This is a genomic window from Streptomyces sp. LMG1-1-1.1 (genome assembly GCF_040815545.1).
GTDB lineage: Bacteria > Actinomycetota > Actinomycetes > Streptomycetales > Streptomycetaceae > Streptomyces.
The window spans coordinates 155,435-173,506 of sequence record NZ_JBFPNH010000087.1 but is presented as its reverse complement, the minus strand read 5'-3'; the positions used below and the strand labels follow the sequence as shown (position 1 = coordinate 173,506).

The following is an 18,072-nucleotide window of genomic DNA, read 5'->3' as shown; positions in this document are numbered from 1 at the left end:
TCACCACCGGCAATTCCCCGGTGACGTGGTCGCCGGGGCCCCTTCGCGCCATACTCTCGCCCCGGTAGTACTACCCAGCGGTACCGACTGTTTTCGGACGACGTTGCACCAGGGGTGGAGGACTCACGCTCATGCAGGGCACGGTCGACGGATTCAGCTACGGGCTCGTCACGCCGGTGGCCGCCTTTCTCATGGCGTGCCTCGGCGGCGCCCTCGGGCTGCGGTGCACCACCAGATCGCTCCGCCACCGCGAGAGCTTCAAGGCGGGCTGGCTCGCCCTCGGCGCCACCTCGATCGGCACCGGCATATGGACGATGCACTTCATCGCCATGATGGGCTTCTCGGTCCAGCAGGCGCCCGTCAACTACGACCGCCCCATCACCTTCGCCAGTCTGGGCGTCGCCGTGCTCATGGTCGGCATCGGCATCTTCATCGTCGGCTACCGCGGCGCCACCGCCCTGACCCTGGTCACCGGCGGCACCATCACGGGCCTCGGGGTCGCCACCATGCACTACCTCGGCATGGCCGGCATGCGCCTCCAGGGCCGCATCGAGTACGACACGCTCACCGTCGCCTTCTCCGTGGTCATCGCCGTGGTGGCCGCCACCGCGGCCCTCTGGGCGGCCGTTTCCGTACATGGATTTCTGGCCAGCCTCGGTGCGAGCCTGGTGATGGGCGTCGCCGTCAGTGGTATGCACTACACCGCCATGGCCGCGGTCAGCGTCCACCTGCACGGAGCGGAGCCCCGCAGCGGGACCGGCGACACCGCGACCTCGCTCCTCCTGCCGATGCTGATCGGCCCGGCGGTCTTCCTGATCCTCGCCGCGGTCGTCGTCATGTTCGACCCGCTGCTCGTGATGGGCGACCCGGACTGGCAGCGCCCCGACGCCCGGAGCGTGAACCGCCCCGGGGTGCCCGCCCCGCGCCACGTGCCCTCCTACGGCGAGCCCGCGAACTGGACCGCGCGCCCCTCCGGACGCGCCGCGCGCAGGAGCGTCCCCCGGGGCGGCCACCGCTCCCAGGACTGGTGACGGGACACCCGCGGACGGGGCGGTGAGCCGATCACCGCCCGTGTGTCAGTGCCGGGTCGTACGGTGGTTGCATGCGGCCCGTTTCCAAGATCGAACGTTCGGTGGCGCCCTTCGAGGTCGTCAGCTCCTACCAGCCAAGCGGCGACCAGCCCGCTGCCATCGCCGACCTCGAGCGGCGCATCCGCGCGGGCGAGAAGGACGTCGTGCTCCTCGGCGCGACCGGCACCGGCAAGTCGGCGACCACCGCCTGGATGATCGAGAAGCTCCAGCGCCCCACCCTCGTGATGGCGCCGAACAAGACGCTGGCCGCCCAGCTGGCGAACGAGTTCCGCGAGCTCCTGCCGAACAACGCGGTGGAGTACTTCGTCTCGTACTACGACTACTACCAGCCCGAGGCGTACGTGCCGCAGTCGGACACGTACATCGAGAAGGACTCCTCCATCAACGAGGAGGTGGAGCGGCTCCGCCACTCCGCGACGAACTCCCTGCTCACCCGCAGGGACGTCATCGTGGTCGCCTCCGTCTCCTGCATCTACGGCCTCGGCACGCCCCAGGAGTACGTGGACCGCATGGTCCCCCTCAAGGTCGGCGAGGAGATGGACCGCGACCTGCTGCTCCGCCGCTTCGTCGACATCCAGTACACCCGGAACGACCTGGCGTTCACCCGCGGCACCTTCCGCGTCCGCGGCGACACCATCGAGATCTTCCCGGTGTACGAGGAACTCGCCGTCCGCATCGAGATGTTCGGCGACGAGATCGAGGCCCTCTCCACCCTCCACCCGCTCACCGGCGAGGTCATCAGCGAGGACCGCGAGCTGTACGTCTTCCCCGCCAGCCACTACGTCGCGGGCCCCGAGCGCATGGAGCGCGCGGTCAACGACATCGAGCGCGAGCTCGAGGTCCGCCTCGCCGAGCTCGACAAGCAGGGCAAGCACCTGGAGTCGCAGCGCCTGCGCATGCGGACCACGTACGACATCGAGATGATGCGGCAGATCGGCTCCTGCTCCGGCATCGAGAACTACTCGATGCACTTCGACGGCCGCGAGCCCGGCTCCGCGCCCAACACCCTCATCGACTACTTCCCCGAGGACTTCCTCCTCGTCATCGACGAGTCGCACGTCACCGTGCCGCAGATCGGCGCCATGTACGAGGGCGACGCCTCCCGCAAGCGGACCCTCGTCGACCACGGCTTCCGCCTGCCGTCCGCCCTCGACAACCGCCCGCTGAAGTGGGAGGAGTTCCAGGAGCGGATCGGTCAGACCGTCTACCTGTCCGCGACCCCGGGGACGTACGAGCTGTCCCGCGGCGACGGCTTCGTCGAGCAGATCATCCGCCCCACCGGCCTCGTCGACCCCGAGGTCGTCGTCAAGCCCACCGAGGGCCAGATCGACGACCTGGTCCACGAGATCCGGCTGCGCACCGAGAAGGACGAGCGGGTCCTCGTCACCACCCTCACCAAGAAGATGGCCGAGGACCTCACCGACTACTTCCTGGAGCTCGGCATCCAGGTGCGCTACCTGCACAGCGACGTCGACACCCTGCGCCGCATCGAGCTGCTCCGCGAACTGCGCGCCGGCGAGTACGACGTCCTCGTCGGCATCAACCTCCTCCGGGAGGGCCTCGACCTTCCCGAGGTGTCCCTCGTCGCCATCCTCGACGCCGACAAGCAGGGCTTCCTGCGCTCCGGGACCTCCCTGATCCAGACGATCGGCCGCGCCGCCCGAAACGTCTCGGGCCAGGTCCACATGTACGCCGACCGGATCACGCCGGCGATGGAGCAGGCCATCGACGAGACGAACCGGCGCCGCGAGAAGCAGATCGCGTACAACACGGAGCACGGCATCGACCCGCAGCCGCTCCGCAAGAAGATCAACGACATCGTCGCGACCATCGCGCGCGAGGAGATCGACACCGAGGAGCTCCTCGGCAGCGGCTACCGCCAGGCGAAGGAGGGCAAGGGCGCCAAGGCACCCGTCCCCTCGCTCGCCGCGCACGCCCCCAAGGGCCGGGGCAAGGCCCGCGGGTCGGGCTCGACGGTCGAGCTCGGCGACCGTCCCGCGACCGAACTGGCCGCGATCATCGAGGAGATGACCGACCGGATGCGGGCCGCGGCCGCCGAGCTGCAGTTCGAGGTGGCCGCCCGGCTCCGGGACGAAGTGGGAGAGCTGAAGAAGGAGTTGCGCCAGATGAAGGAGGCGGGACTCGCCTGACCGTACGCGGTCCGGTGTGTTGCAAGACCGACACAAAACCGGACCTCGCCTCCGCGGTGTCGGTGGCGCTGCGTAGGGTGCTCGACAACCGCACGCACCGGAACAGCGGACGCGGGGAACGCCAACGAGAGGGGCAGACGCGTGTCGGTCAACATGACCAAGGGCCAGGCCATCAGCCTGGAGAAGAAGGGCGGGGGCAGTCTCACCCAGGTGCGGATGGGCCTCGGCTGGCAGGCCGCGCCGCGCCGCGGTCTCTTCGGTTCGCGCACCCGCGAGATCGACCTGGACGCCTCGGCGGTCCTCTTCGCCGACAAGCAGCCGGTCGACGTGGTCTTCTTCCGCCACCTGGTCAGCGACGACGGCTCGGTCAAGCACACCGGTGACAACCTCGTCGGCGGCGCCGGCCAGGGCGGCGACGACGAGGCGATCCTCGTCGACCTGGAGCGGGTCCCGGTCCACATCGACCAGATCGTCTTCACGGTGAACTCCTTCACCGGCCAGACGTTCCAGGAAGTGCAGAACGCGTTCTGCCGCATCGTCGACGAGACGAACGGGCAGGAGCTCGCGCGCTACACCCTCGACGGCGGCGGCAACTACACCGCGCAGATCATGGCGAAGGTGCACCGGGTCGGCTCCGGCTGGCAGATGACCGCCCTGGGCAACCCGGCCAACGGCCGCACCTTCCAGGACCTGATGCCGGCGATCCTGCCGCACCTGTAGTCGCGGCGCGGACCGCACCCACAGCTCCCGGAGGCACGAGGCCGCCGGGAGCTGTCCCGCATGAACACGTTCGGGCACCAGGAAACACCGAGGGGACAGAGTCGATGACGGCCGAGCTGGTCCGGGGGCAGAACCACCCCCTGCCCGACACCCGACTGGAGATCCGGGTGTCGGCCGGACACCCCGTCCTCGCCGGAGCCACACTCGGCGACGAGCACGGCCGGATCCCCGGCGTCGAGTGGATCGCCCACCCCGGCGCGCCCTCGCTGCCCGGCGTCGACGTCCCCGGGCGGTGCGCCGCCGACCACCGCCTCACCGTCGACCTGGCGGTGGTCCCCGAGGCCGTCCACCGCGTCTCCGTTCTCCTCGCCCTCCCGCCGGGCGCCGGAACCGTCCGCTTCGGCGCCCTCGCCGCCCCCTTCGTCGCCGTCGCCGGCCAGGACGGCACGGACGTCGCCAGCTACACGATCACCGGACTCGACAGCGAGTCCGCCGTCGTGGCCCTGGAGCTGTACCGCCGCCAGGGCGCCTGGAAAGTCCGCGCCATGGGCCAGGGGTACGAGGGCGGCCTCGCCGCCCTCCTCGGCGACCAGGGCCTTGACCGCCCCGCCGACCTGGCCGCGTCCATCCTCGCGGCGGTCGCCCCGGAGCAGCCCGCCACCGAGCCGGCGCGTCCGCTCGCCGACCCGGCGGCGCTCCTCCCCGAGGTGGAGCGCGTCGGCACGTCCGCACCGGACACCGCCCCGACCCCCGTCCCGCCGCTGCCGCCGACGCCCCCCGCCGTCCCCACGACGGGCACGCCCACCCCCGCCATGGGCACCACCGACCCGATCAGCTACGCCCATCCCCGACGTCAGGCCGCCGCCCCGGAGCCCCGGCAGGCGCCGCCGACGCCGGTCGCCGGGGACGCCTCGGGCTGGTCGATGGACGAGCGCCTGTACAACCAGGTCTGGGGGATGTTCGAGGACCTGGCCCGTACCGCCGCCGCCTACCGCAGCGCCTGCGACTTCGCGGAGTCCCGGCTCGACCGGGAGCTCGACCAGTCGCTCTCCGACTACCGCTCCCGGGTCGGCGGCGCGAACGACGCGGCCCGGGCGACCGCCCGCGCCCGGCACGACGAGCTCGTGGAGCGGGCCAAGGAGGTCCTGGACCGGGACCTCGCCCAGCTCGCGGCCGAGTCCGAGGTCGTCGAACCGGCCCTGCCGCCCGCGTACGCCCGCTGGGACAGCCCCGTCTGGCACGCCTACCGCGTCCCGGCCGAGGAGCCGATGGCCGTCCGCCTCGGCGACCTCCACCTCCCCGAGCGCACCGACCTGCGGATCCCGATGCTCGTCCGGCTGCCGCTGGAGCGGGGGCTCTGGGTGGACAGCGGGAGGGGGCACTCCGAGGCCGCCGGGCTGCTCGACGAGATCGAGCTGCGGCGGCTCGCCCTGGACAGCGCGGTCGCGCACGCCGCCCGGCTGCTCGCGGCGCACCCGGCGGGCGAGTTCACCGTCCACGTCCTCGACGCCGCCGGCGCGGGCACCACCGCGCTGGCGCCGCTCGTGGAGACGGGCGTGCTGGCCGCGCCGCCGGCCCGGGGCGCGACCGGGGTCTCCGCGGTCCTCGAACAGCTCACCGAGCGGGTCGACCTGTTGCAGATGGCGGTACGCGGCGGAGCCGCCGACGCCCTGCCGCCCGGCCTGGACACGGCCCGGCAGCTGCTGCTCGTGCACGACTTCCCGCACGGCTTCGACGACCGGGCGGTCACCCGGCTCCGGTACCTCGCCGACGAGGGCCCGTCGGTCGGCGTCCATCTGCTGATGGTCGCGGACCGGGCGGACGCCGCCGCGTACGGCCCCCTGCTCGATCCGCTGTGGCGCTCGCTGCTGCGGCTCACCCCGGTCCCGGACGACCACCTCGCCGACCCGTGGGTCGGCCACGCCTGGTCGTACGAGCCCCCGATCCTCCCGCCGGGCAGTTCCGTCCTCCGGCAGGTCCTGGCCCAGGTGGCCGCGGCTCGCCATGGAAAGCACTTCTGACCTGGGCTTTTGGGAGCTCTTTACCCTGCTCTTTACCTTCTCTTGGTCTTTCGGGTAACCTCTTCCGTGCGGAGGGGAGTACTCCCCATGCGCGGCGTACCCGTCAATACGGACGGATCCACCAGGGATCCGATCCCGGGGCGTCGGCCCGGCTGCGGTGTCCGCGGCTCGGGTGGAAGAGACCTCCGGCAGCGACGACGCTGATCAGTAGCCGTACGACGCCGGAGGCGCAGTGGACGTTTCAATGACCATGTGGGTGCTGACCATTCTCGGTCTGTGTGCCCTGATCGGTGCCGACTTCTTCATCGGGCGCAAGCCCCATGACGTGTCGGTCAAGGAAGCGGGAATCTGGACGGTCGTCTGGATCGTCCTCGCCGGACTCTTCGGGCTGGGCCTGTGGTACTTCGGCAACGGGCAGGCCGCCGGTGAGTTCTTCGCCGGGTACATCACCGAGAAGTCGCTCAGTGTCGACAACCTCTTCGTCTTCGTCCTGATCATGGCGAAGTTCGCGGTGCCCTCCCACCTCCAGCAGCGCGTGCTGCTGGTGGGCGTGGTGATCGCCCTGGTGCTGCGTACCGTCTTCATCATCGCGGGCGCCGCGGTCATCGCGAACTTCTCCTGGATCTTCTACATCTTCGGCGCGTTCCTGATCTACACCGCGTGGAAGCTCATCCAGGAGGCCCGCGCCGACGAGGACGAGGACGACTGGGAGGAGAACCGCCTCCTCAAGATGGCCGAGAAGCGGTTCGGCGTCGCCGACCGGTACCACGGCACCAAGCTCTTCATCCGGGTCAACGGCAAGCGGGTGATGACGCCGCTGATGGTCGTCATGCTCGCCATCGGCACCACCGACATCCTCTTCGCCCTCGACTCCATCCCGGCGATCTTCGGCCTCACCCAGGACCCGTACATCGTCTTCACCGCCAACGCCTTCGCCCTCATGGGTCTGCGGCAGCTGTACTTCCTGATCGGCGGCCTGCTCAAGAAGCTGGTCCACCTCAGCTACGGCCTGTCCGTGATCCTCGGCTTCATCGGCGTGAAGCTGGTGCTGCACGCCCTGCACGAGTCCGGGGTGCACGTCCCGGAGATCTCCATCCCGTTCTCGCTCGCCTTCATCGGCGGCGTCCTGGTCGTCACCACGATCACCAGCCTGATCGCCTCCAAGAGGCAGTCCGAGCGGGAGGCCGCCGAGAGCGTGGCCGACGCCGGCGACGCCGAGAAGGACAGCATCGGCGCCTGACGCGGCACACACGGCGACGGCCGGCCCCGGGGACATCGTCCCGGGGCCGGCCGTCGCCGTTCTCGCGTCAGGCGGGCGCGACCTCCTCCGCCTCCGGGCGCGACCGCCCCGGCAGGGTCTCCGGCAGCAGGGCGAAGCAGCCCAGACTGACGAGGGCCACCAGCGTCAGATACGCCGCCACACCCCAGGGCGGGCCGGAGTCGCCGTCCGAGAGGGCCGTGGCGACGAGGGGCGTGAGGGCCCCGCCGAGGACGCCGGCGAGGTTGTAGCCGACGGCCGCGCCCGTACAGCGGACCCGGGGCTCGTACAGCTCCGGCAGATACGCGGCGACCACCGCGAACATCGTGATGAAGGCCAGCAGCGAACCCAGGAACCCGAGGAACATCAGGAGCGGCTGCGCGGTGTGCAGCAGCGCCACCATCGGGAACATCCACAGTGCCGACGCCGCGCACCCCGCCAGGCACAGCGGCCGGCGGCCCCAGCGGTCGGCGAGCAGCGCCACGAACGGGGTGGCCGCGCCCTTGACCGCCACCGCCGCCATCACGCAGGTCAGCATCACCGTGCTGCTCACCCCGAGCCGCTCGGTGCCGTAGGCCAGCGCCCAGGTGGAGACCGTGTAGAAGACCGCGTACCCGACCGCGAGCGCCCCCGCCGTCAGCAGCACCAGGCGCCAGTGGTCGCGCGCCACCTCGACCAGCGGGGCGCCCGCGCGCCGCCCCGACGCGGACAGCTCCTCGAACTGCGGGGTCTCGGCCAGCGACGAGCGCAGCAGCAGTCCGGCCGCCGCGAGCACCCCGGCCGCCCAGAACGGCACCCGCCAGCCCCAGGCGCGGAACTCCGCCTCGCTCAGCCCGGCCGTGAGCGCCAGCATCACCCCGTTCGCGAGCAGGAAGCCGATCGCCGGACCGACCTGCGGGAAGCTCGACCACAGCGCGCGCCGGTGCTCCGGGGCGTGCTCGGCGGTCAGCAGCACGGCCCCGCCCCACTCGCCGCCGAGCCCCAGGCCCTGGAGGAAGCGGAGGAGGAGCAGCAGCACGGGGGCGGCGATGCCGAGCGTCGCGTACGTGGGGACGCAGCCGACCGCGACCGTGGCGCAGCCGGTCAGGAGCAGCGAGGCGAAGAGGACCGGCCGCCGCCCGTACCGGTCGCCGACGTGGCCGAAGAGGACCGAGCCCAGCGGCCGGGCCAGGAAGCCGGCGGCGAAGGTGCCGAAGGCGGCCAGGGTCCCGGCGAGCGGGGAGAAGGTCGGGAAGAACAGCGGTCCCAGGACGAGGGCAGCCGCCGTCCCGTAGACGAAGAAGTCGAAGAACTCGATGGCGGTGCCGACGAGCGAGGCCGCGGCGACCCGCCCCATCGAAGGGGGCGGGGACGCCGCCGCGTCCGGGACGGCGGGGGAGGCGGGCGGCGACTGAGGGTGACTGTGGGGCATGTCGCGCCAACTACCCCGCCGCCGCCCGGGTTACGGGGGCGTGCGGAGGCGCGCAGCTCCGGGGCCGCGCGCCGGGCGTCACCAGCCGCGCTCGCGCCACTCCGCGAGGTGCGGGCGCTCGTCACCGAGCGTGGTGTCCTTGCCGTGGCCCGGGTAGACCCAGGACTCGTCCGGCAGGACGCCGAAGAGCTTGGTCTCCACGTCCTGGATGAGGCTCGCGAAGGCCCCCGGGTCCTTCCAGGTGTTGCCCACCCCGCCGGGGAACAGGCAGTCGCCGGTGAAGACGTGGGGGTGGCCGTGCGGGTCGTCGTAGACCAGGGCGATCGAGCCCGGGGTGTGACCGACCAGGCGGCGGGCGGTCAGCTCGACCCGGCCCACCCGGATCGCGTCCCCGTCCTCGACGGGCACGTCGGTCGCGACCGGGATGCCCTCCGCGTCGTACGCGCCCGCGTACGTACGGGCGCCGGTCGCCGCGACGACGTCGGCGAGCGCCTGCCAGTGGTCGCCGTGTCGGTGGGTGGTGACGACGGCGGTGATGCCGTCGTCACCGATCAGCGTGAGGAGCGTGTCCGCGTCGTTCGCCGCGTCGATGAGCAGCTGCTCGCCGGTGGCCCGGCAGCGCAGCAGATACGCGTTGTTGTCCATCGGGCCGACCGCGACCTTCGAGATCATCAGGTCCGTCAGCTCGTGCACGTCCGCAGGTCCGCCGACCTTCACCACTCCGCTGTACGTCATGGGCTCAGACTAGCCCCGGGGAGTGACGGCGGCGGCTACAGCGGGGGGAGCTCCGGCAGGGGGCCGCCCTTGGTGGTGAGGGCCGAGCCGTCGCGGCGCCCGGCGAGCCAGCCGAGCATCTCGGTGGCCGGGCCCATGACGGCGACGCCGCCCGAGGTGCCGCCGGTCGTCCAGCCCCGCCCGTCGGCCGCCCACAGGACGGTCGCCGGGAGGCTCTCCAGTCCGGCGAAGCGCTCGGTGAGGAAGTCGATCTCGCGCTGGACGAACTCCTCGGGCAGGTCCTCGAGCTCGTAGCCGACGCCCAGGTCGACGTGGTGCAGGGCGACCTCCACCCAGCGGCGGAAGGGGATCCGGGAGGCGCTGTCCGTGACGCCGTTGCGGAGCTCGACCGTGCGGGCCCAGTCGGCCGGCTCGGCGGCGACGGCCTGGAAGCGGTCGGCGGACTCGCGCAGGTCGGCGAGCTGGACGTCGAGCGGGCGGCCGGAGTCGCGCTCGATGTCGGCGTCCCTGGTCTTGCCGTCCGCGTACATCGGCCGACCCTGGAGGACGTTGACCAGAGCGTCGGCGTTGCGGGAGAGGTGGGCGAGGACGTGGCCGCGCGTCCAGCCGGGAAGCCGTGACGGCTCGGCCGTCGCCGCGTTGTCCCAGGAGGCGACCGCCGTCAGCAGCCGGTCGGTCGCTTCGCGTACGGAGGCAAGGTCGAGTTCGTGATCGATCATGGCGCCGACCCTAGGGGGTGCCGTGGCGGTCGGGCCAGATCGGGGAAGGGTCCCGACCTCCTGCGCCGCCACTCGTTCGGGTGAAGCGGTCTGCGCGCGGCCGGAAATCGAATGTGCGTGCTATAGGCTCGATGGAAGCATCCGGCATCCTTGGTTGTTGGGTGTGTCAGGCACATCCGCTCTCTGAAGAAAGGTGCGGACCGGCGTGGCCGACCGTCTCATCGTTCGTGGCGCTCGCGAGCACAACCTCAAGAACGTCTCGCTCGACCTCCCGCGTGACTCCCTGATCGTCTTCACCGGGCTTTCGGGATCGGGCAAGTCCTCCCTCGCGTTCGACACGATCTTCGCCGAGGGGCAGCGCCGGTACGTCGAGTCGCTCTCCTCGTACGCCCGGCAGTTCCTCGGCCAGATGGACAAGCCGGACGTCGACTTCATCGAAGGTCTGTCGCCCGCCGTCTCCATCGACCAGAAGTCGACCTCGCGCAACCCGCGCTCGACGGTCGGCACCATCACGGAGGTCTACGACTACCTCCGGCTGCTCTTCGCCCGCATCGGCAAGCCGCACTGTCCCGAGTGCCGCCGCCCGATCTCCCGCCAGTCGCCGCAGGCCATCGTCGACAAGGTCCTCGAGCTGCCCGAGGGCAGCCGCTTCCAGGTCCTCTCGCCGCTCGTGCGCGAGCGGAAGGGCGAGTTCGTCGACCTCTTCGCCGACCTCCAGACCAAGGGCTACAGCCGCGCCCGGGTCGACGGCGTGACCGTGCAGCTCAGCGAGCCGCCGACGCTGAAGAAGCAGGAGAAGCACACGATCGAGGTGGTCGTCGACCGCCTCACCGTGAAGGACAGCGCCAAGCGCCGGCTCACCGACTCGGTCGAGACCGCGCTCGGGCTCTCCGGCGGCATGGTCGTGCTCGACTTCGTCGACCTCGCCGAGGACGACCCCGAGCGCGAGCGGATGTACTCGGAGCACCTCTACTGCCCGTACGACGACCTGTCCTTCGAGGAGCTGGAGCCGCGCTCCTTCTCCTTCAACTCGCCCTTCGGCGCCTGCCCCGACTGCACCGGCATCGGCACCCGTATGGAGGTCGACCCCGAGCTGGTCGTCCCCGACGAGGACAAGTCCCTCGACGAGGGCGCCATCCACCCCTGGTCGCACGGCCACACCAAGGAGTACTTCGGCCGGCTCATCGGCGGACTCTCCCAGGCCCTCGGCTTCCGCACGGACATCCCGTACGCGGGACTGCCGCAGCGCGCCAAGAAGGCCCTGATGTACGGCCACAAGACCCAGGTCGAGGTCCGCTACCGCAACCGGTACGGGCGCGAGCGCGCCTACACCACCCCCGCCTTCGAGGGCGCCGTCTCCTTCGTCAAGCGGCGCCACACCGAGGCCGAGAGCGACTCCAGCCGCGAGCGCTTCGAGGGCTACATGCGCGAGGTGCCCTGCCCCACCTGCGAGGGCAGCCGCCTCAAGCCGATCGTCCTCGCGGTCACGGTCATGGACCGGTCCATCGCCGAGGTCGCCGCGATGTCCATCAGCGACTGCGCCGAGTTCCTCGCCCGGCTCAAGCTCAACGCCCGTGACAAGAAGATCGCCGAGCGGGTCCTCAAGGAGGTCAACGAGCGGCTGCGCTTCCTCGTCGACGTCGGCCTCGACTACCTCTCGCTCAACCGGGCCGCGGGCACCCTCTCCGGCGGCGAGGCCCAGCGCATCCGGCTCGCCACCCAGATCGGCTCCGGCCTGGTCGGCGTGCTCTACGTGCTCGACGAGCCGTCCATCGGCCTCCACCAGCGAGACAACCACCGGCTCATCGAGACCCTGGTCCGGCTCCGCGACATGGGCAACACGCTCATCGTCGTCGAGCACGACGAGGACACCATCAAGGTCGCGGACTGGGTCGTCGACATCGGCCCCGGCGCCGGCGAGCACGGCGGCAAGGTCGTCCACTCCGGCTCCCTGAAGGAGCTCCTCGCCAACGAGGAGTCGATGACCGGGCAGTACCTGTCCGGCCGCCGGGCCATCGCCACCCCGGACGTCCGCCGGCCCGTGGACCCCGGGCGCCGGCTCACCGTGCACGGGGCCCGCGAGAACAACCTGCGGGACATCGACGTCGCCTTCCCGCTCGGCGTCCTCAGCGCCGTCACCGGAGTCTCCGGCTCCGGCAAGTCGACCCTGGTCAACGACATCCTCTACACCCACCTGGCGCGCGAGCTGAACGGCGCCAAGTCGGTGCCCGGCCGCCACACGCGCGTGGACGGCGACGACCTCGTCGACAAGGTCGTGCACGTCGACCAGTCCCCGATCGGCCGCACGCCGCGGTCGAACCCGGCGACGTACACCGGCGTCTTCGACCACGTCCGCAGGCTCTTCGCCGAGACGATGGAGGCCAAGGTCCGGGGCTACCTGCCCGGCCGCTTCTCCTTCAACGTCAAGGGCGGCCGCTGCGAGAACTGCTCCGGCGACGGCACCATCAAGATCGAGATGAACTTCCTCCCGGACGTCTACGTCCCGTGCGAGGTCTGCCACGGCGACCGGTACAACCGGGAGACCCTGGAGGTCCACTACAAGGGCAAGTCCATCGCCGAGGTCCTGGACATGCCGATCGAGGAGGCCCTCGACTTCTTCGAGGCCGTCCCGACCATCGCCCGGCACCTGCGCACGCTCAACGAGGTCGGCCTCGGATACGTCCGGCTCGGCCAGTCCGCGCCGACGCTCTCCGGCGGCGAGGCGCAGCGCGTCAAGCTCGCCTCCGAGCTCCAGAAGCGCTCGACGGGCCGCACGGTCTACGTCCTGGACGAGCCGACCACCGGTCTGCACTTCGAGGACATCTCGAAGCTGATCAAGGTCCTGTCCAACCTGGTCGACAAGGGGAACTCGGTGATCGTCATCGAGCACAACCTCGACGTCATCAAGACCGCGGACTGGGTCATCGACATGGGCCCCGAAGGCGGCAGCGGCGGCGGCCTGGTGATCGCCGAGGGCACGCCGGAGGAGGTCGCCTCCGTCCCGGCGAGCCACACCGGCAAGTTCCTCCGCGAGATCCTCGGCGCCGACCGGATCAGCGACGCCGGCGTGACCGTCCCCGCGGCACGCGGTGCGAAGAAGACGGCGGCTAAGAAGGCCCCCGCCAAGAAGACCGCCGCCCCGGCCAAGAAGACGGCCACGAAGGCTACGGCCACCAAGGCCACGGCCACGAAGGCGACGGCCACGAAGGCGACGGCCACGAAGGCGACGGCCACGAAGGCGACGGCCACCAAGGCGACGGCCACCAAGGCCACCGCCAAGAAGGCGACCACCCGGGCCCGCAAGGCGTGACGTCACGGCAGGGCCCCCACCCGGGGGCCCTGCCGCACCCGCCCCATGCCTGCCCGGTACCTGCCCCGTACCTCCCCGCGGCCGGCGGTCCGCCGGCCGGTTCAGGGGCGGGCGCAGGGCCGCCGGAGGGCGCCGGTATCGTCGGTCGGGTCACCCCTCGGGGTGTGTTGTCCCCGATCTCACCGTGGAGCGCTCATGTCCGGCCAGTCCAGCCGCCGCACCGTACTGAAGGGCGCGGCCCTCGCCGGTGCCGCCGGGCTGGGAGTCGCCGCCTGCTCCACCGAGTCGAAGCTCGGCCACGCCGAGGTCCCGACCCCGACCGCGCCGGTCCGGCTCGGCGCCCCGGACGAGGTCCCCGTCGGCGGATCCAAGCTCTACCGCGAACAGCGCCTCGTGGTGAGCTGCCCGGCCAAGGGCCAGTACAAGGCGTTCAGCGCCCAGTGCACCCACGCCGGCTGCGTCCTCGACAAGGTCGAGGAGAACGAAGGCAACTGCCCCTGCCACGGCAGCCGCTTCGACGTCACGACCGGCAAGGCGGTCCGCGGCCCGGCCACCGTCCCGCTGCCCGAGGTCCCCATCCGCGTCGAGGACGGCACCCTGGTCGCCGGCCCCGAGGCCTCCAAGGCCTGAGCCGGGGGCTCACGCCCAGTCCCAGTCGATTCCCAGGATCCCCGGGCGTACGCCCTGCTCCACGAGGTGCACCGTGCGGTGCCGGCCACTCAGGGTCAGCTCCGCACGGCCTCCGCGCGGCGCCCCCGCGGAGGCCTGCGCGAACCTCCGGCAGCGCGCCGGGAGCGCGGCCTCGTCGAAGCGGACCTGGAGCACGTACTGCCCGCCCGCGAAGCTGAACCCGCGCACGTACTCCCCGCTCGCCCCCGCCGTACCGTCCTCGAAGCCGTACGAGAAGAGATACGTGTCCCCGGCGCGCAGCCGCGCGTCGAAGAGCAGCTCCGCGACCAGGACGCCCGTCGCGGCATGCCACCGCACCCGGCCGGTGCGGCAGTTCTCCACCGCCCGCACGGCCACCCGGGACGGGTCGCAGCCCGGATCGCCGTGGTGGATGGCGAGGTAGCGGTCGATGCCGTTCCGGTGCGCCCGCACCACGTGCTGCGACTCCCGCCCGAGCAGCTCCCGCCCCGCCCCGATCCGTACCCGCTCGTGGTGCCCCACCGTGTGCAGCCCACCGTCCGTCGGCACGTCGAGGCCCGCGAGCAGCTCCTCGACCGCGCCGGACGCCTCCACCAGCGAGCGGTACGAGCGGGCCGCCGGGCGCTCCACCTCGGACCGGGCCGCCGCGTCCTCCGTCAGAAGCCGCAGGAGCGAGTTCCCCGGCAGCTGGAGCACCTCCTCCAGGGCGCGCACGGCCTTCAGGGACTCCGGCCGCTGCGGGCGGCGGGCCCCCTGCTGCCAGTAGCTCAGACTCGTCACCCCGACCTTGACGCCCCGGTGCGCGAGATGGTGCTGGACCCGCTGGAGCGGAAGGCCGCGCACGGCGAAGGCCGTGCGCAGCGCCAGATGGAAGGGGCCGGTGTGCAGCAGCTGCACCAGATCGGCCTCGGTGTGGCTCACGAGGACTCCTCAGTGAACGTTCACGACGGGGATGCGGACCGTCGCGCCGCGTGGGGTGGGCGGGCAGGTGGGCCGAGGGCGTCCGTTCACACCCGGGTCACACCGTTCACAGTCCGATGTCACCCCGCATTGAAGCGTGTTGACCCGCTCCGGACAACGGAACATGCTCCTGACCAGCGTCCGGACGCGCTCCTCCACTCCCCACATCCCCACACCCCCGCCATGGGAGGAACGCGATGCGCAGCAGAAGACTGTCCCTCGCGGCACTGGCCGCAGCCGCCCTCTTCCTCGTCCCCACCACCTCCGCCTCCGCCGCGCCCACCGGTGAGGACGTCACCGCCCTCGCCTCCAAGAGGCTGAACATCACCATGCAGGCCCAGCAGAAGACCAACTGGTGCTGGGCCGCGAGCGGCAACACCATCGCCACCTGGTTCGGCCGCGGCTACAGCCAGAACCAGTTCTGCAACGCCGCCTTCAACCGCCAGCAGGGCTACGACTGCCCCAACTGGCAGGCCACGCTCGGCAACGTCCAGACCGGGCTCGACTGGGCCGGCATCAACCCCGGCTCGTACGTCGACGGCTGGCTGCGCTACTCCACCGTCCAGACCGAGATCAACGCGAACCGGCCCGTCGAGACCCGGATCCAGTGGTCGAGCGGCGGCGGCCACATGCACGTGCTCTACGGGTACGACGACTCCGGCAGCTGGGTCTACTGGGGCGACCCCTGGCCCTCCAGCGACCGGTACAACTGGGCCTCGCACGCCTGGTACGTCGACAACAGCTCGTTCTCCTGGACCCACTCCCTCTACCGGATCGGGGCGTGACGACGATGACCGCACGTGCCACGGCCACCGGCCTCCTCACCGCCGCCGCCCTCACCGCCCTCGTCGCGCTCGGCACCCTCCCGGCCGCCGCGGCCGACGGCCCGCCGCCCGCGGCGACCGCCGAACAGGCCGCCGCCGCGCCCGGCACCCTCGACACCCTGTCCCGCTTCTTCGCCCGGGACGGCGCCCTCGCCCGCACCGCCGTCGCCCCGCGCGTCGACGGCCCGTCCGTACCCGTCCGCATCCTCTCCCCCGACTTCGTCGCCGGAAAGCCCGGCGCCCCCGTCGCCCGCGTCGAGTTCCGCGCCAGCCGCGCCGTCGCCTCCGACGGCAGCAAAGCCTCCCTCTGGACCGTCCACCGGCCGGACGGCTGGCAGGTCGTCAACATCGCCACCGGCGACGACGAGATCCGCTACGCCGAACAGGGCGGCCGCGTCCTGCCCGGCGGCGTCGTCTTCCGCGAGCCTCAGATCGACGCGTGGTACGTCCACAAGGGCACCAAGGTCCTCCCTCTCGACGAGGACGCGATACGAGCCGTCGGCCGCGGCGGCACCACCCTCGCCGCCTATCGCGACCGCGTCGTCCGCGCCTACGCCGACAAGCTCCCCGGCTCCCCCTACGCGCACAAGGGCGCCGCCGGCGGCTACGCCCCCACCCCCACCCCCCAACCCTCCGCCGCCGAACCCACCCTCTCCCCGGCCTCCACCGCCGTCGGCGCCACCGCCCTCCTCGCCGTCGCCCTCACCGCCACCCTCCGCCGGCGCCGCCGCCACCCCTGACCCCGCCGTGCCCGCCCCGCCGCCCTCCCCGGCCCCGGACGCGGGCACGCACCAGGCCGCCGCCCACTCCGGCCCACCCCGCTGCGGACCCAACGGCCGACGCCCCCGCCCACAGGACGCACGCCGCCACCCCCAGTTGCGGGCCCAACTCCGCCACCCCCGTTGCGGGGCACAGCGGACGACGTGCCCTGCCCACCCCCACTGTGGGTACTCGTTCCGCCGAGGCGGTTCCCACCCACCCCGGCCCCCCTCGCCGTGGGCACAACGGACGGCGCCCCCCCTCGTTGTGGGCAATCGTTCCGCTGGGGCGGAACGGGTGGGCACAACGGAACGGCGCCCCTTGCCGGGCCTAGGCTTCCGCGCCTGATCCCGCACCGGGTGGGCGGCGAGCTATGGGTGCGGGTAGGTGCAGGGGGGCGAGGCGCCGCCGAGGGCGCCGTCCCGTGTGCCCACCCGTCCCGCCCCGGCGGGACGATTGCCCACACGGGGGTGGGCCGGGCGGACGGCGCGGCCACCCGCACGAGGCGCGGGGACGCCCGGAGGCCCAGGCCCCGAGGGCGCGCCCGGAGGCCCAGGCCCCGAGGGCACGCCCGGAGGACCGGGCCGCGAGGGCTCGCGCGACGGTCCAGGCGGCGCGGGCACGCCCGGAGGCTCAGGCCGCGAAGGCGGTCCAAGCGGCGCGGGCACGCCCGGAGGTTCAGGGCGCGTGGGTGCGGGCCCAGGGGGTTAGTGGGCGAGGTAGCCGCCGTCTACGGGGAGGATGGCGCCGGTGATGAAGGAGGCTTCGTCGGAGGCGAGGAAGAGGATGGCGGAAGCGACCTCGCCGGGCGTGCCGAACCGCGCCATGGGATGCGCGCGGAGGGCCTCGGCGAGGTACTCGGGCCCGCCGGGTTCGTGGCGCGCGGCGGCGACCCGTTCGGTCTCGATGGTCCCGGGGGCAACGGCGTTCACCCGGATTCCGTGCTCCGCCCATTCCACGGCGAGGTGTTTGGTCAGTCCGGAGGCGACGAACTTCGCGGGGCCGTAGACGGCCTGCCGGGCCTGTCCGGCCACGCCGGAGATGGACGAGGTGCAGACGATGGCGCCGCCGCCCGAGACGAGCATGGCTTCGATCGCGTATTTGCAGGTCAGGAACATGCCGCGGCCGTCGACGGCCATTACCTCGTCGAAGTCGGACGCCTCGGCCTCGGTGATGGAGAGCAGGGGGATGACGCCGGCGTTGGCGACGAGGACGTCGAGCCGGCCGAAGCGGTCGACGGCGGTGGTGATCATGCGCCGGGCGTCGTCCGGGCGGGAGACGTCGCCGGTCACGGGGACGACTCCCGCCAGGGTCGCGAGGCGCTCCGCGTCGCGGTCGGCGGCCACCACGCGGGCCCCTTCGCGGAGGAAGCGTTCTGCCGTCGCCCGCCCGATGCCGCTCGCCGCGCCCGTGATCACGCACACCCCGTCCGCGAGCCGTCCCCGAGCCGTTTCCACACCATGATT

At 72.0% G+C, this 18,072-nt stretch carries 14 protein-coding genes; 9 read left to right on the top strand and 5 right to left on the bottom strand.

Features of this window, described 5'->3' with window-relative positions; all coding sequences use genetic code 11:
- Positions 1–131: 131 nt before the first annotated feature.
- The 5 genes from MRBLMG1_RS35820 (at position 132) to MRBLMG1_RS35800 (ending at position 7,222) form a co-directional block, all read left to right on the top strand.
- Positions 132–1,031, top strand: a complete 900-nt coding sequence (locus MRBLMG1_RS35820; RefSeq protein WP_367828336.1) for an MHYT domain-containing protein — start codon at positions 132–134, stop codon at positions 1,029–1,031.
- 71 nt (positions 1,032–1,102) lie between these two features.
- Entirely contained in the window at positions 1,103–3,241 is a 2,139-nt protein-coding gene (uvrB, locus tag MRBLMG1_RS35815) for an excinuclease ABC subunit UvrB (RefSeq protein ID WP_367828335.1), read from the top strand.
- Between the two features lie 141 nt (positions 3,242–3,382).
- Positions 3,383–3,961, top strand: a complete 579-nt coding sequence (locus MRBLMG1_RS35810; protein WP_367828334.1) for a TerD family protein — start codon at positions 3,383–3,385, stop codon at positions 3,959–3,961.
- 104 nt (positions 3,962–4,065) lie between these two features.
- Positions 4,066–5,982: a TerD family protein gene (locus tag MRBLMG1_RS35805; RefSeq protein ID WP_367828333.1), complete on the top strand. Its 1,917-nt coding sequence runs from the start codon at positions 4,066–4,068 to the stop codon at positions 5,980–5,982.
- Between the two features lie 232 nt (positions 5,983–6,214).
- Complete coding sequence (locus MRBLMG1_RS35800; RefSeq protein ID WP_414721717.1) at positions 6,215–7,222, top strand: TerC family protein; 1,008 nt, start codon at positions 6,215–6,217, stop codon at positions 7,220–7,222.
- 67 nt (positions 7,223–7,289) lie between these two features.
- Here the strand turns inward: MRBLMG1_RS35800 and MRBLMG1_RS35795 are convergent, their stop codons facing one another.
- From MRBLMG1_RS35795 to MRBLMG1_RS35785, 3 genes are all read right to left on the bottom strand, one after another.
- A complete protein-coding gene (locus MRBLMG1_RS35795) occupies positions 7,290–8,576 on the bottom strand; it encodes an MFS transporter (RefSeq protein WP_367828399.1) in 1,287 nt (428 codons plus the stop codon).
- 153 nt (positions 8,577–8,729) lie between these two features.
- Complete coding sequence (locus MRBLMG1_RS35790; RefSeq protein ID WP_367828331.1) at positions 8,730–9,386, bottom strand: MBL fold metallo-hydrolase; 657 nt, start codon at positions 9,384–9,386, stop codon at positions 8,730–8,732.
- A gap of 35 nt (positions 9,387–9,421) precedes the next feature.
- Complete coding sequence (locus tag MRBLMG1_RS35785; protein ID WP_367828330.1) at positions 9,422–10,105, bottom strand: maleylpyruvate isomerase family mycothiol-dependent enzyme; 684 nt, start codon at positions 10,103–10,105, stop codon at positions 9,422–9,424.
- A gap of 205 nt (positions 10,106–10,310) precedes the next feature.
- Here MRBLMG1_RS35785 and uvrA point away from each other — a divergent pair, with 205 nt between their 5' ends.
- Both uvrA and MRBLMG1_RS35775 read left to right on the top strand, forming a co-directional pair.
- A complete protein-coding gene (uvrA, locus tag MRBLMG1_RS35780; protein WP_367828329.1) occupies positions 10,311–13,415 on the top strand; it encodes an excinuclease ABC subunit UvrA in 3,105 nt (1,034 codons plus the stop codon).
- Positions 13,416–13,610: 195 nt separating this feature from the next.
- Positions 13,611–14,045, top strand: a complete 435-nt coding sequence (locus MRBLMG1_RS35775; protein WP_367828328.1) for a Rieske (2Fe-2S) protein — start codon at positions 13,611–13,613, stop codon at positions 14,043–14,045.
- Positions 14,046–14,054: 9 nt separating this feature from the next.
- Here the strand turns inward: MRBLMG1_RS35775 and MRBLMG1_RS35770 are convergent, their stop codons facing one another.
- Positions 14,055–14,984: a hypothetical protein gene (locus MRBLMG1_RS35770; RefSeq protein WP_367828327.1), complete on the bottom strand. Its 930-nt coding sequence runs from the start codon at positions 14,982–14,984 to the stop codon at positions 14,055–14,057.
- Between the two features lie 236 nt (positions 14,985–15,220).
- On the opposite strand from MRBLMG1_RS35770, the gene MRBLMG1_RS35765 reads away from it, so the two are divergent.
- Positions 15,221–15,808: a papain-like cysteine protease family protein gene (locus MRBLMG1_RS35765; protein ID WP_367828326.1), complete on the top strand. Its 588-nt coding sequence runs from the start codon at positions 15,221–15,223 to the stop codon at positions 15,806–15,808.
- Positions 15,805–16,587: a hypothetical protein gene (locus MRBLMG1_RS35760; RefSeq protein ID WP_367828325.1), complete on the top strand. Its 783-nt coding sequence runs from the start codon at positions 15,805–15,807 to the stop codon at positions 16,585–16,587. The genes MRBLMG1_RS35765 and MRBLMG1_RS35760 overlap by 4 nt, the downstream gene beginning before the upstream one ends.
- A 726-nt stretch (positions 16,588–17,313) precedes the next feature.
- Here MRBLMG1_RS35760 and MRBLMG1_RS35755 read toward each other — a convergent pair.
- Complete coding sequence (locus MRBLMG1_RS35755) at positions 17,314–18,063, bottom strand: SDR family NAD(P)-dependent oxidoreductase (protein ID WP_367828324.1); 750 nt, start codon at positions 18,061–18,063, stop codon at positions 17,314–17,316.
- Positions 18,064–18,072: the final 9 nt, after the last annotated feature.

Coding starts and splice junctions, on each gene's coding strand:
- MRBLMG1_RS35820 (WP_367828336.1), top strand. CDS start 132: ATGCAGGGCACGGTCGACGGATTCAGCTACGGGCTCGTCACGCCGGTG.
- uvrB (WP_367828335.1), top strand. CDS start 1,103: ATGCGGCCCGTTTCCAAGATCGAACGTTCGGTGGCGCCCTTCGAGGTC.
- MRBLMG1_RS35805 (WP_367828333.1), top strand. CDS start 4,066: ATGACGGCCGAGCTGGTCCGGGGGCAGAACCACCCCCTGCCCGACACC.
- MRBLMG1_RS35795 (WP_367828399.1), bottom strand. CDS start 8,576: ATGGGGCGGGTCGCCGCGGCCTCGCTCGTCGGCACCGCCATCGAGTTC.
- MRBLMG1_RS35790 (WP_367828331.1), bottom strand. CDS start 9,386: ATGACGTACAGCGGAGTGGTGAAGGTCGGCGGACCTGCGGACGTGCAC.
- MRBLMG1_RS35785 (WP_367828330.1), bottom strand. CDS start 10,105: ATGATCGATCACGAACTCGACCTTGCCTCCGTACGCGAAGCGACCGAC.
- MRBLMG1_RS35775 (WP_367828328.1), top strand. CDS start 13,611: ATGTCCGGCCAGTCCAGCCGCCGCACCGTACTGAAGGGCGCGGCCCTC.
- MRBLMG1_RS35765 (WP_367828326.1), top strand. CDS start 15,221: ATGCGCAGCAGAAGACTGTCCCTCGCGGCACTGGCCGCAGCCGCCCTC.